12 protein-coding genes and 1 pseudogene are annotated in these 13,124 nt (G+C 72.9%); 7 read left to right on the top strand and 6 right to left on the bottom strand.

Annotated features, from left to right (window positions below; translation table 11 throughout):
• Positions 1–224: 224 nt before the first annotated feature.
• Complete coding sequence (locus ACZ6JY_RS32380) at positions 225–1,340, top strand: acetate/propionate family kinase (protein ID WP_469201634.1); 1,116 nt, start codon at positions 225–227, stop codon at positions 1,338–1,340.
• Between the two features lie 39 nt (positions 1,341–1,379).
• Here ACZ6JY_RS32380 and ACZ6JY_RS32385 read toward each other — a convergent pair whose 3' ends face one another.
• Both ACZ6JY_RS32385 and ACZ6JY_RS32390 read right to left on the bottom strand, forming a co-directional pair.
• Entirely contained in the window at positions 1,380–2,324 is a 945-nt protein-coding gene (locus ACZ6JY_RS32385) for a threonine/serine dehydratase (protein WP_469201636.1), read from the bottom strand.
• 98 nt (positions 2,325–2,422) lie between these two features.
• On the bottom strand, positions 2,423–3,781 hold the full coding sequence (locus tag ACZ6JY_RS32390) for a hypothetical protein (protein ID WP_469201638.1): 1,359 nt from the start codon (positions 3,779–3,781) through the stop codon (positions 2,423–2,425).
• Positions 3,782–3,894: 113 nt separating this feature from the next.
• Between ACZ6JY_RS32390 and ACZ6JY_RS32395 the strand changes: the two genes are divergently transcribed.
• On the top strand, positions 3,895–5,172 hold the full coding sequence (locus ACZ6JY_RS32395; protein WP_469201640.1) for a molybdopterin-dependent oxidoreductase: 1,278 nt from the start codon (positions 3,895–3,897) through the stop codon (positions 5,170–5,172).
• Between the two features lie 343 nt (positions 5,173–5,515).
• Here ACZ6JY_RS32395 and ACZ6JY_RS32400 read toward each other — a convergent pair whose 3' ends face one another.
• The 3 genes from ACZ6JY_RS32400 to ACZ6JY_RS32410 are packed head-to-tail and all read right to left on the bottom strand — an operon-like array spanning position 5,516 to position 7,700.
• Positions 5,516–6,307, bottom strand: coding sequence for a class I SAM-dependent DNA methyltransferase (locus tag ACZ6JY_RS32400; protein WP_469201642.1), 792 nt, complete (start codon positions 6,305–6,307; stop codon positions 5,516–5,518).
• Entirely contained in the window at positions 6,304–6,963 is a 660-nt protein-coding gene (locus tag ACZ6JY_RS32405; RefSeq protein WP_469201644.1) for a TIGR04282 family arsenosugar biosynthesis glycosyltransferase, read from the bottom strand. The genes ACZ6JY_RS32400 and ACZ6JY_RS32405 overlap by 4 nt, the downstream gene beginning before the upstream one ends.
• Positions 6,963–7,700, bottom strand: coding sequence for a glycosyltransferase family 2 protein (locus ACZ6JY_RS32410; RefSeq protein ID WP_469201646.1), 738 nt, complete (start codon positions 7,698–7,700; stop codon positions 6,963–6,965). Before ACZ6JY_RS32410 ends, ACZ6JY_RS32405 begins: the two co-directional genes overlap by 1 nt.
• Positions 7,701–7,824: 124 nt before the next feature.
• On the opposite strand from ACZ6JY_RS32410, the gene ACZ6JY_RS32415 reads away from it, so the two are divergent.
• Both ACZ6JY_RS32415 and ACZ6JY_RS32420 read left to right on the top strand, forming a co-directional pair.
• Complete coding sequence (locus ACZ6JY_RS32415) at positions 7,825–8,586, top strand: response regulator transcription factor (RefSeq protein ID WP_469201648.1); 762 nt, start codon at positions 7,825–7,827, stop codon at positions 8,584–8,586.
• Positions 8,587–8,590: 4 nt separating this feature from the next.
• Complete coding sequence (locus ACZ6JY_RS32420; RefSeq protein WP_469201650.1) at positions 8,591–9,703, top strand: sensor histidine kinase; 1,113 nt, start codon at positions 8,591–8,593, stop codon at positions 9,701–9,703.
• A gap of 29 nt (positions 9,704–9,732) precedes the next feature.
• On the opposite strand, the gene ACZ6JY_RS32425 is transcribed toward ACZ6JY_RS32420, so the two are convergent.
• Positions 9,733–10,782: an NAD-dependent epimerase/dehydratase family protein gene (locus ACZ6JY_RS32425; RefSeq protein WP_469201652.1), complete on the bottom strand. Its 1,050-nt coding sequence runs from the start codon at positions 10,780–10,782 to the stop codon at positions 9,733–9,735.
• A gap of 222 nt (positions 10,783–11,004) precedes the next feature.
• Here ACZ6JY_RS32425 and ACZ6JY_RS32430 point away from each other — a divergent pair.
• From ACZ6JY_RS32430 to ACZ6JY_RS32440, 3 genes and pseudogenes are all read left to right on the top strand, one after another.
• Positions 11,005–11,739, top strand: a pseudogene (locus ACZ6JY_RS32430) (SDR family oxidoreductase).
• A gap of 146 nt (positions 11,740–11,885) precedes the next feature.
• A complete protein-coding gene (locus tag ACZ6JY_RS32435) occupies positions 11,886–12,737 on the top strand; it encodes an STAS domain-containing protein (RefSeq protein ID WP_469201654.1) in 852 nt (283 codons plus the stop codon).
• The gene (locus ACZ6JY_RS32440) at positions 12,734–13,105 is read left to right on the top strand and encodes an STAS domain-containing protein (RefSeq protein ID WP_469201656.1); all 372 of its coding nucleotides are present in this window, start codon (positions 12,734–12,736) and stop codon (positions 13,103–13,105) included. Before ACZ6JY_RS32435 ends, ACZ6JY_RS32440 begins: the two co-directional genes overlap by 4 nt.
• Positions 13,106–13,124 lie beyond the last annotated feature (19 nt).

The raw sequence follows: 13,124 nt of genomic DNA on the forward strand, positions 1-13,124 counted from the left end.
GTTCCTGATCACCCAGATTGGGGCCACCCGCTCACGTTCCGCTGATGTTCCGCTGATGTCGCCGGAACGCGGGCAGGCTCCCGCCTCGGTGGCGCGCGTTTCCCGCCGCGGTGGCGCGTTTCCCGCGAAGCCTGGTCGGGTACCTCGGTGCCGCGGCATACGCCCGCACCGGAGTGCTGACGCCTCGCACGGGGTGTGCCGCCGACCCGAAGGAGAGGATCAACGTGTTCGCACAGGGCAACAGCCCGGTCCTGGTGGCCGACGCGGGATCGTCGAGCCTGCGGCTGACCGTGTTCGGCGACGACGGCGAGGTCCTCGCCGAACACCGCGGCGACTCCGCGCCCGGCGACGACGCCTCGGGCCCGCTGCGGCGACTGCTGGACGAAGCGCCCGCTCCGACGGCGGTCGGCCATCGCATCGTCCACGGCGGGCCGGAACTGCGCGGCCACACCCTGGTCGACGACGCGGTCCGCGCCCGTCTGGACGAGGTGGCCGACCTCGCGCCCCTGCACGTCCCGCCGGCCCTCACCGTCCTGGACGCGGCCAAAAGCCTGCTGCCCGACGTCCCGCACGTCGCCTGCTTCGACACCGTCTTCCACACCGGGCTGCCCGCCGCGGCACGGGAGTACGCGGTGCCCGCCACCTGGCGAGAGGAGTACCGGCTGCGACGCTACGGCTTCCACGGACTGTCCTACGCATGGGCGCTCGACCGGGCCGCCGAACTCCTCGGCCGCCGCCGCGAACAGCTCCACCTGGTGATCGCGCACCTCGGCGGCGGCTGCTCCGCCTGCGCCGTGCGCGACGGGCGCAGCGTCGACACGACGATGGGGTTCACGCCATTGGAGGGGCTGGTGATGAGCCACCGCAGCGGCAGCGTCGACCCCGGCGCCCTGACCTGGCTCCAGACCCGCCACCATCTGACCGCGAAGGACATCGAGACGGCGCTGAACCGCGAGTCGGGTCTGCTCGCCCTCTCCGGCACCTCGGACGACACACGCGACCTCGTCCGCAGCCGAGCGGCGGGGGACGAGCGCGCCGCGCTCGCCCTGGACGTCTTCACCCACCACTGCCGGCGCGGCATCGCCGCGATGGCCGCCTCCCTGGACCGGCTCGACGCCCTGGTCTTCACGGGGGAGATCGGCGAGGACCAGCCCGAGGTGCGCGAGGAGGTGTGCGCCCGGCTGCCCGCGCTCGGCCTCACCGGCGGCCTGCGCCCACTGGTCGCCGAACGGCCAGAGATCGTCAGCGGGCCCGGCGCGCGGGTCCCGGTCCTCGTCGTGCCCACCGGCGAGGCCCAGCAGGTCGACCGCGAGACCCGGGCCCTCCTGGCCCGCCACTGAGGCCGGAGCCCCGGGCCGCCGCCGCACCTTCGGCGGGAGCTACCCCTCGTACGCGGTCACGTCAGCCACCGAGGCGTTGCCGCCGCAGACCACCAAGCCGAGCCGCGTCTTCTCACCGGTCTTGGCCAGGACGCGGCGGGCGGCCGGGAGGAGGCAGCCGGCCGCGGGCTCGGCCCACACCTTGGCGTGCTCGGCCAGCTCCCGCACACCGGCGTAGGCCTCCGCCTCGGGCACGACGAGCACCTCGTCGACCAAGTCGCGCACCATGGTGTAGGTCAGCGGGGACACGGTGGGCGCGCCGAGGGTGGAGATGCGTGAGTCCACGGTCACCTGTACCGGCCCACCGCTCGCCAGCGCCTGCGACATCGCGTCGGCGCCAGTGGTCTCCACACCCCACACCCGCACACCGGGCCGCAGCACCCGCAGCGCCGCCGCCACCCCGGCGATGAGACCACCGCCGCCGATGGAGACCAGGACGTCCGTCAACTCACCCGCGTCCGCCGCCAGTTCGAGCCCCACGGTGCCCTGCCCGGCGATCACCACCGGGTCGGCGAACGGGTGAAGCAGCGTGAGACCGTCGGCCTCCAGCCGCTCCATGAGCGCGAACGCCTCGGCCATGGTGGGGGTCAACCGGACGTCGGCGCCCGCGGCGCGGGCGGCCTCCACCGAGCGTGCCGGTGCGGTGCGCGGCATCACCACCGTGGCGCGCACCCCCAGGGCGGCCGACATCTCCGCCACGGCGACGCCGTGGTTGCCGCCGGACACCGCGACCACACCGGCCGCGCGCTGCTCGTCGGTCAGCGTGAGCAGCTTGTGGGCGGCGCCCCGCGCCTTGAACGACCCGGTGCGCTGGAGCAGTTCGAGCTTGACCGTGACCGGGACGCCGAGCAGTGCGCTCAGCCCCGGACTGGGCAGGGTGGGAGTGCGCACCACATGACCGGCGATGCGTGCCGCAGCGGTCTCCAACTCCTCGACACCGATCATGGTGCTCCCTCCAGGGTGTGTCGTACGCCGTATCCGTGTGCACGATACGTGGCGGCTCCCGGCGGCCGATGCGCGGAGCACCTCCGCGCGGGGGGAGTTCACCAGCCGGTCAGCAGCAGGTGGTTGACGGTGAGGGCGAGCACGGCCTGGGCGGTCAGCCAGTACCTGCGGGCGGTGGGAGGAAGAAGCGCCGTGGCCGCGAGGAGGAAGGTGGTGAAGGGCAGCCAGATGCGTTCCGTCTCGGCCTTGCTCATGCCGGAGAGGTCGGCGGCGGCAAGCGCCAGCAGGGCGGCAAGGACGAGCGCCACCAGCCGGTCGGCGGCCCCGGCCCGGCCGCTGACCAGACGCCGGACCGCGGCCGGCACGGCCCCCAGGGCCCTGCGGAGACCGGCGACGCAGGCGAGGCCGACGACGAGCACCGTGCAGGCGAGGTTGGCCCAGACGAAGTAGCCGTACGGTCTGATGCCGCCCGCGCCCTGGTAGTAGCGCTCGACCAGCAGGTGGTACGCCTCCCACCAGTCGAAGCCACCGAGAGTGAAGACGAGGGGGGCCACGGCCGCGCCGACCAGCATGAGGGGAAGAGGGCGCGGAGTGCGCGCGATGAGCAGGACAGCGGCGCAGACCACGGCGAAGAGCGTCAGCCCGTACGAGAGGTAGCAGGTCAGGCCGAAGAGGAGCCCGGAGCCGAGCGCCGCGGCGGCGGGGGAGCGGGTCGTGCGTGTCGACGCCAGCGCGAGCAGGGCGATGGTCCAGGCGGTGACCGCGGCGAAGTAGCCGTCCGCGGAGGCGCCGATCCAGATCGCGCCGGGTGCGAGGACGAGGAAGGGCGCGGCCCTGCGGGCGGTCGCCTCGTCGCACAGCGAGCGCAGGGTGATCAGGACGGCGACCACCGCGGTGCTGCCCGCGGTGATGCAGAAGGCACCGGCCCAGGCGCCACCCCCGAGGCCGATCCGGTCCAGGAGGACGAAGGTGAGCGTGGCGCCCGGCGGATGCCCCGCGGTGTGGGCGGGCCAGTGACCCGGCGAGTCGATCAGGATGTGCCGGCTGAAGTCCCGCAGCGTCGCGGGGATGTCCTCGAAGCGGTCGATGACCTGGAGGTATTCGTACTTGGTGGTGAGCCGCCGCGCCACGCCGCGATGCCAGCCGTCGATGAGCGCGAGTGACCAGATCCAGGCCAGGGAAGCGCCCCAGGCGGTCAGCAGCAGCGGCCGCCAGGGGAGCCGGACGGCGAGCGAAGGGGCGTACACGACGACGGCCGCGGCGAGGGTGAGTGCGGCCGGTGTGCCCGGCCCGATGTGCGGTTCCCACGTCGCGTACAGCGGTGGCAGGCCCAGATGGAGGGAGCCGTCGGCGTGCTCGATGCGGGCGCCGACGACGGCGGCGGCGGCGACGAGGAGGGCTCCGCAGCCGGCCGCGGCCAGGTCGCGGCGGCCGCCGGTGCGTTCTGTGGTGATCACGTCCGCACGCTAGGCCGAGACGGGACCGGGGCGGGCCGCTCGCGGCCGGACGTCAGCGTTTCGTCATCAGTTGACGGCCCGCCGGCGGCCGGGCGGCGGCATACGGTCGAGCCATGCCTCCCGCCCCGCGCGTCCCCTCACCGACCCATGCCGGTTTCTGGCGCAGTCCGCTGCGCGGCCCCTGGCTGACCTCGGTCCTCGGCGTCGTCCTGCTGGCCGGTCTGACGGTGCTGTTCGTGACGGGGCTCCTTTCGTACGCCGCGTACAACCCGGACCTGTCGCCGGTCAACGACAAGACGCCGGACAAGGGCCTTCTCGGCTTCTACCTCTTCGCCTGGCCCACCGGCCCGCACTGGCTCTACCGCTTCACCCAGGGCCTGCACGTCACGGTCGGCGTCACGCTGATCCCGGTGCTGCTCGCGAAGCTGTGGTCGGTGATCCCGAAGCTCTTCTCGCTGCCTCCGGCGCGGTCGGCCGGCCACGCACTGGAGCGTCTTTCGCTGCTCCTGCTGGTCGGCGGTGCCCTCTTCGAGTTCGGCACCGGTGTACTCAACGTGCAGCTGGAGTACCTCTTCCCGGGCTCCTTCTATCCGCTGCACTTCTACGGCGCCTGGGTGTTCTTCGCGGCCCTCGTGGCACATGTCGCGCTCCGGCTGCCCACGGCGGTGCGTGTCCTGCGCGAGCAGGGCTTCCGCGCCCGGCTGCGGGACCCGGGGCCCGAGCCGTACGAGGACGGCGGGCTCGCGCCCGCCCGCCCCGCCGAGCCGAGCGTGTCGCGACGCGGGGCGCTCGGCATGGTCGGCGCGGGCTCCGCCGCGCTGTTCGTGACGACGGTGGGCCAGAGCTTCGACGGCCCCTTGCGCCGTCTCGCCCTGCTGGCCCCGCACGGCGGCGCGGACCCGGGAAGCGGACCGAACGGGTTCCAGATCAACAAGACGGCCGCGAAGGCGGGGATCGCACCGGCCGACACGGGCAAGGCATGGCGGCTGGTCATCGAAGGACCCGGCGGCGTCGTACATCTCTCGCGGGAGGAACTGTCGCGGATGTCCCTGTCCAGCGCGGCGCTGCCCATCGCGTGCGTGGAGGGCTGGTCGACGTCGGATCAGTGGTGGCGCGGGGTGCGGCTGCGGGACCTCGCCGCCGTGGCCGGATGCGACGAGGACGCGCTGCCCGGCGTGTTCGTCGAATCCCTGCAACGGCACGGCGCGTTCCGCAGGGCCGCGCTCCGCGACAACCAGGTACGCGACCCACGCTCCCTGCTCGCCCTCCAGGTCAACGGCGAAGACCTGTCGCCGGACCACGGCTACCCGGCACGGATCATCGTCCCGGCTGCCCCCGGCGTGCTCAACACCAAATGGGTGTCCCGGCTGACCTTCGGAGGAGTGCGATGAGCGCGCGCCGGGCCGGTGCCCCCGCACGCCGGTTGCGCCGGTGGTACGGGGAGGGGCTGCCGCAGTTCCTCGTGCTGCTCGCCTCGTTCACGGTGGCGGGCTATGCGGGGGTGCGCCTTCTGAGCGGTGGTGAGTGGCTGTCCGTCGTCCTCTGGTTCGTCGGCGCGGCCCTGGTGCACGACCTGCTGTTCGTGCCGCTGTACGCGGCGGCCGACCGTGTTCTGCGGGCCGCCGCGCGACGCGGGGGCCGGCGGCCGTGGCTCGCCTTCGTCCGCGTACCGGCCTTCGTGTCGGGGCTGTTGCTGCTGGTCTGGTTCCCGCTGATCACCGGGCAGGCCGAGCGCTACGGACCCACGACGGGGCTGCCCGCCGGCGCGTTCCTCACCCACTGGCTGCTCATCACGGTCGCGCTGTTCGCGGCAGCCGCCCTGTGGTGGGCGCTCCGTGGGGTGCGGGGGCGTCGCAGCGCCAGGAAACAACGGCCCTCCGACATCCACTGATCGGCCGGGCGCCAGCCGCCCGACCGGGCATGGCGCAGGAGCGCCGAGACCCCGAGCCGGGACCAGGGGAAGGATTCGCCCGGCGAGCCGCGCCCGTCGTCCACGCACACCTCGACACGCTCGTCGACGTCCACCGGCGCGGCCTCGGCTATCAACAGGCCGCCGGGGGCAAGGAGTTCGGCCACGCGCGCGAGGAGCGCGGCGGGATCGCCCCCGATGCCCACGTTCCCGTCGATGAGCAGCGCGGTGCCCCAGTGCCCGTCGTCCGGCAGCGGGTCGAAGACGGAGCCGAGCACTGCCGCGCCACCCGAGCGGCGTGTGCGGTCGACGGCCGCCTCGCTGATGTCGACGCCGAGGGCCCGGTCGCCACGGGCCGCGAGAGCGGCGACCAGACGGCCGGGACCGCAGCCGATGTCGATGACGCTGCCCTCGCAGCGGTGCAGTGCGGAGAGGTCCGCGGGGCCGGGCACGGCACACCAGCGTTCGACGTCCAGCGGCAGCAGCCAGCCGTCACCGCGGCGCAGGAACAGGGGGCCGCGGCCCTCGCGCAGGGCGTCGGCGTACGGATCGGCTCGCCATGCGGTGGCCCCGGGTGGGGCGGTGGATGCGAGGGCGTCCGACACGGTGGTGTTCATCGGCGGCCCTCCACGCAGTGGCCCGAAGCCTCGGCGAGGCGGGTGAGCGTGGCGGCGAAGCGGGTACGGGGCGCGGCGGCGGCGACCAGGCCGGCGTCGGCCGCGGTGTCGACGTCACGCAGCGGGGGCAGATCGCGCACCCGCATCCCGGCACCGGTCAGCCGGGCCCGTTGCAGGGCTCCGGTGTCCGCCCTCGACATGGGGACGCCGCGCACCAGCTCGGGGTCGGGCTCGGCCAGAGCGAGTGCCCAGAAGCCGCCGTCGACGGCAGGGCCGAACCAGGCGTCGCTGTCCCGCCAGGCGTCGGGGCCGAGCGCCGGGGCGAGGAGCGCGGTGGTGAGCTGGGGGGTGTCCATGCCGACGAGGAGAGCCGGACCGCTGCATGCGGCGAAGGCGGCGGCGAGCCGTTCGTCCAGGCTTCCGGCGCACTGGGGGAGCACCTCGAAGCCGGGCGGCAGCCAGGGACCCGGCCGCCCGTCGAGCACCAGGACGCGGCGGCGTGCGGGCGCAGCCCGCACCGTGTCCAGGGTGTCGGCAAGGGCGGCGGCGGCCAGTTCGGCCGCCTCCTCGGGGGTGTACGGCGGGGTGAGACGGGTCTTGACCCGCCCCGGCACAGGCTCCTTGGCGATGACGAGCACAGTGGTGTCCGAGGTCATCACGCGTCCTCCGCCCGGCTCGCAACCGAGGCCCGTGGCGGCTCGGCGAGCACCGCTCTCATGTCCCGCACCGCGTGCCACGTTCCCCGCCACGTACCGGTGACCTTCGACTTCCCGGCGCGCGGCAGATAGGGGACGTCGCGCTCCTCGATCCGCCAGCCCGCGTCGGCCGCCCGCACCACCATCTGCAAGGGGTAACCGCTGCGCCGGTCCGTCAGATCGAGCCCGAGCAGGGCCTCGCGCCGGACCGCCCGCATCGGGCCGAGGTCGTGCAGACGTACACCGGTGCGGCGCCGCACCATCCGGGCCAGCGCCACGTTGCCCGCGCGTGCGTGCGCGGGCCAGGCGTCGTGCCGCTGGGGGCGCCGCCGCCCGAGGACCAGATCGGCGGCCCCGCCGGCCACATCACGTACGAAAGGCCGCAGCAACCCGGGATCGAGTGAGGCGTCGCAGTCGCAGAAGCACACGATGTCGGCGTCGGACGCCATGAGTCCGGCATGGCACGCGGCTCCGAAACCGCGCCGCGACTCATGGACGACGGTCGCGCCGAGGGAGCGGGCGAGGTGCGCCGAGCCGTCGGTGGACCCGTTGTCGACGACGACGGCCCGCCAGCCCGCGGGGATGCGTTCCAGGACCCACGGCAGGGCGGCGGCCTCGTCGAGGCAGGGCAGGACGACATCGACCCGGGTGGCGCGTCCGTCGGGCGCGGCGGGTTCCGTCGGGGGAGAGAGGGGCATGGCGTTCACCCTACGAAGAGAAAGAGGGCATAACGGACTTGCAGTCCTTACGAAACGGGGACGTCAGCGGCCGGGACACCTCCGCAAGGTCCGCGCGCCGCACGGCGGATGCGAGGCTGGCCGCATGCAGCCACCACCGCAGGAACGCGACCCCGGCACGCTCCGGGTGCTCGTCGTGGACGACGACCCGACCGTCGCCGAAGTCGTCGCGGGCTACCTCGAACGCGCGGGCCACGCCGTCGACCGCGTCGAGGACGGCCCCGCGGCGCTGGCGTGCGCGACCGAACGCCGGCCGGACCTGGTCGTCCTCGATCTGATGCTGCCCGGCATGGACGGCCTGGAGGTGTGCCGCCGGCTGCGTGCCGAGCGGCCGGTGCCGGTCATCATGCTCACGGCCCGGGGCGACGAGGACGACCGCATCTTCGGCCTCGAGGTGGGCGCCGACGACTACGTCACCAAACCGTTCAGCCCCCGCGAGCTGGTCCTGCGGGTGGAATCGGTACTGCGGCGCAGCCGGGCTTCGGAGCCCCGGCGCCCCACCGCACCACTGCGGGCGGCCGGCATCACCGCGGACGTGGCGGCGCGGCGCGCCACCAAGGCCGGAACGGTGCTCGCGCTGACCGTCCGCGAGTTCGACCTCCTCGCCTTCTTCCTGCGCCACCCCGGCCGGGCGTTCACCCGCGAGGAACTGATGCGCGAGGTGTGGGGGTGGGAGTTCGGTGACCTGTCGACCGTCACGGTCCACATCCGCCGGCTGCGCGGCAAGGTCGAGGACGACCCCGCAAGACCCCGGCTCATCCAGACGGTGTGGGGCGTGGGCTACCGGTTCGACGTGCCGGACGACCCGCACCCCGACCACCCGCGACCGCCGCTAACCGAAGGCTGACCCCGTGCAGGACATCCTCCTCATCGCCCTGTTCGCCTTCCTGGGGGCCGCGGCCGCCGGGCTCCTGGGAGCGCTGGCCCTGCGCCGGCTGCGGCACCGCTCCCTGGTGGTGGCGATGACCGTCGTCGCCTCGGTGGCGATCCTCGCCATGCTCGCCGGGACCCTCTCGGTGGCCTGGGAGATGTTCCTCTCGCCCCACGACCTGAAGGTGGTCACCATCGTGGTGGCCATGGCCGCCGTGGTCTCGCTGGCCACCGCGCTGCTGCTCGGCCGCTGGGTGGTCGCCCGCAGCAAGGCCCTGACCCTGGCGGCCCGGACCTTCGGCGACGGCGGCACCTTCGCCGCCCCGCCCGAACGCGTCAACGCGGAACTGGCGGAACTGACACGCGAGTTGCAGTCCACCAGCACCCGACTCGCCGAGTCCCGCGAGCGCGAGCGAGCTTTGGAGAGGTCACGACGGGAACTTGTCGCCTGGATCTCGCACGATCTGCGCACCCCGCTCGCCGGACTGCGCGCCATGTCCGAGGCGCTGGAGGACGGCATGGCCGCCGAGCCCGACCGCTATCTGCGGCAGATCCGCACCGAGGTCGAGCGCCTGAACTCCATGGTGGGAGACCTCTTCGAACTCTCCCGCATCCACGCCGGCGCGCTGGCCCTGACGAGGTCCCGCATCTCCGTCTACGACCTGGTCGGCGACGCCCTCGCGGGCGCCGACCCGCTCGCCCGCGAACACGGCGTACGTCTCGTCGGAGACGGCGTGGAAGCCGTCCCCGTCGAGGTGGACGGCAAGGAGATGAGCCGCGTCCTGGGCAACCTGCTGATCAACGCGATCCGCCGTACCCCGGCCGACGGAACCGTCGCCGTGGCCGCGCAGCGCTCACCGGACGGCGTGACCCTGACCGTGACCGACGGCTGCGGCGGCATTCCGGAGGAGGACCTGACCCGCGTCTTCGACACCGGCTGGCGCGGCAGCCACGCCCGCACCCCGCCGGCGGGCGCCGGTCTCGGCCTCGCGATCGTGCGCGGCATCGTCGAGGCGCACCAGGGCCGCGCCGCCGTCCGCAACGTGTCCGGCGGCTGCTGCTTCGAGGTCACGCTGCCCGCGGCGCAGCCCTGACCCGCGTGCCCACGCGGGGGTGCCGGGAGTCACCCTCGAAGCGGCGCTTCGGCGAACTCGGCCATCCCCTCCGCGAATCCCACCTCGGCCCGCCACCCCAGCTCGGCCCGCAGCCGCCCCGAGTCCGCGGTGACATGCCGTACGTCACCCAGCCGGTAGGCCCCGGTCACGACCGGCGCCGGCCCGCCGAAGGCCCCCGCCAGCTCCCGGGCCATCTCCCCGACGGTGTGCGGTTCGCCGCTGCCGGTGTTGTACGCCATGAATGTCTCCGCACCCCGCGCGCGGACCGCGTCCAGGGCCACCGCGTTGGCCGCCGCCACATCCCGTACGTGCACGAAGTCCCGCCGCTGGCAGCCGTCCTCGAAGACCTGTGGCGCCTCACCCCGCTCCAGGGCGGAGCGGAAGAACGAGGCCACCCCCGCATAGGGAGTGTCGCGCGGCATGCCCGGCCCGTACACGTTGTGGTAGCGCAGGGACACCGCCTTGCCCCCGGTGGCCCGTGCCCAGGACGCGGCCAGGTGCTCCTGGGCGAGCTTCGTCGTGGCGTAGACGTTGCGCGGATCGACGGGCGCGTCCTCACCCACCAGGCCCGGCCGCAGCCGCGCCCCGCACTCGGGACACGCGGGCTCGAACCGCCCGGCGTCGAGGTCGGCCACGGTCCGCGGGCCCGGCCGCACGACCCCGTGCCGAGCGCACTCGTAACGCCCCTCGCCGTACACCACCATCGACCCCGCGAGCGTCAGGTGCCGTACCCCGGCATCGGCCATCCCGGCGAGCAGCACGGCCGTGCCGAGACCGTTGGAGCCGACGTAGTCGGGCGCGTCCGCGAAGCCGCTGCCGAGACCGACCATCGCCGCCTGGTGACAGACCGCGTCCACGCCGCGCAGCGCCGCCGCGACCGAGTCCCGGTCCCGGACGTCCGCGACGACCCACCGCTGGCCCTCGGGCGGCGTCGGCGGCACGGTGTGCGCGGAGGCCGACAGGGAGTCGAGCACCACCACGTCGTGTCCGCGCTCCGCGAGGGTCTCGACGATGTGCGATCCGATGAACCCGGCCCCGCCGGTGACAAGTACGCGCATGCGGGCCACGTTAGGCCCGCCGCGTCCGCGTGCCGCCGCTCGGCGTGCATACGTCACGGCTCCGTAAGAACCAGGGGACGCGCCGCGGCACAGGCCGCTGCCTGGGTGTGGCGCACCCAGGCAGCACACGTCCTGGTGGGCGGCCTTCGGTATGCCCAGACTCGGTGCTCCGACGACGACGTGCCGTATCGACGACGTCCTTCACCGAGAGGAACAACAGGCATGACAGACACAGGCAAGGTCGTGGCGATCACCGGAGCGAGCAGCGGGATCGGCGAGGCGACCGCCCGCCGGCTCGCCGCCGACGGCCACCGCCTGCTCCTCGGCGCGCGGCGTACCGGCCATCTCGACGCGCTGGCCGGCGAGATCACCGCCGCGGGCGGCACCGCGGCGTTCCAGCGACTCGACGTCACGGAGGCCGCCGATGTCCGGGCCTTCGTGGCCGCCGCCCGTGAGCGCTACGGCCGCCTTGACGTGGTCGTCAACAACGCCGGTGTGATGCCGCTTTCACCGATGGCGGCGCTGAAGACCGACGAGTGGGACCGCATGATCGACGTGAACGTGCGGGGAGTCCTGCACGGGATCGCCGCCGCTCTGCCCGTGATGCGCGCCTAGGGCGGCGGGCACTTCGTGAACATCGCCTCCGTCGGCGCCTACGAGATCTCTCCCACCGCCGCCGTCTACTGCGCCACCAAGTTCGCCGTCCGCGCGATCTCCGAAGGGCTGCGCCAGGAGTCCGACGGGGACATCAGGGTCACCCTGGTCTCCCCGGGTGTGACCGAGTCCGAACTCGCCGACAGCATCTCCGACCCCGCTGCCAGGGAGGCCATGAAGACCTACCGTGCGGTGGCACTGCCCGCCTCCGCCATCGCGGAGGCCATCGCGTACGCCCTGTCGCAGCCTCCACAGGTCGACGTCAACGAAATCGTCGTCCGTCCGGCCGCCAGTGCGCAATGACCGCCGCGGGAAAGGGGCGCCGGGGCTTCGGTCGTGATTTCAACGACAACCGTTATTCCAGTTCAGCTCACCTCGGACACGGTGTGTGCCCTACGCTTCGCAGGTCAGCCCTGGCGTGAAAATGGGAATATCGAAGGAGCGCCCGAATGGTGCAACGAGGCGACGCGACGGATCTGGTGGGGCTCCTGACGGTAAAGGGTCAGGATTTGGCTGCGGGGTGGGTCCGGGAGGTCGCGGGAACCCTCGGTGGCCGTATCAGCTCGGCCGAACTGGAGCGCGAGCTGCGGGAGTTGTACGACGCCCTGGTGGACGCGCTGCGTCATGGGGCCGGCGACGTCCACTCGGAACACATGTCCGAAATTCGTGCGCTGTTGACAGAACTTTCGAGAAATCGGGCGCGGCAGGGATTCTCGCCCAGCGAGACCGCGATCAGTGTTTTCGCGCTCAAGCAGGTTCTCGACCCTCTTCTCCGGAACGGCTCGACCGAAGAGATCAACGCCTATCTGGAGTTGGCCCGGATCCTGGACGGTCTGGGACTGTTCGCGATCGAGACCTATACACACGCCCGGGACGAACTCATCACCGCCCAGGCGGAGCAGCTCCTGGAGCTGTCCACGCCGGTGGTGCGGCTGTGGGACGGGGTCATCGCGGTGCCGCTGGTCGGCACGCTGGACTCGGCGCGGACGCAAGTGGTGATGGAGAAGCTCCTGCAAGCCCTGGTGGAGACCGGGTCCGACCAGGCGATCATCGACATCACCGGGGTTCCGGCGGTGGACACGCAGGTCGCCCAGCACCTGCTCAAGACCATCGTCGCCGCGCGGCTGATGGGCGCCGAGTGCACGGTCTCCGGCATCAGCCCGCAGATCGCGCAGACCATCGTCGCGCTCGGCATCGAGTTCGACGGCATCGTGACGAAGGCCAGCCTTGCCGACGCCCTCAAACTGGCGCTGCGCAGGACCGGCGTCGACATGGTCGCCCACCAGGGCGCCAAGCGATGAGCGATCGCATTCCGATCCTGCGGATCGGTGAGACGCTGGTGGTGTCCGTCCAGTTCGACCTGGAGGACCAGATGGTGCTGAACCTCCAGGAGGACCTGGCCGAGCAGATCGTGGCCAAGTCCGCCCAGGGGGTGGTCATCGACATCAGCGCCCTGGAGATCGTCGATTCGTTCGTGGGGCGCATGCTGGCGACGGTGGCCGCCATCTCGCGCGTACTCGATGCCAGGACAGTGGTGGTCGGCATGCGCCCGGCGGTGGCCATCACGCTGGTGGAGCTGGGTCTCTCGCTCGGCGGCGTCAGCACTGCCCTGGACCTGGAGAAGGGGCTGGCGCAACTGCGCCGGTCGGCCAGTCCGGCCTCGCGGTGACAGCGCCCTGGGCGGCGGG

The sequence above is a fragment of the Streptomyces sp. NPDC046335 genome, from assembly GCF_055587985.1.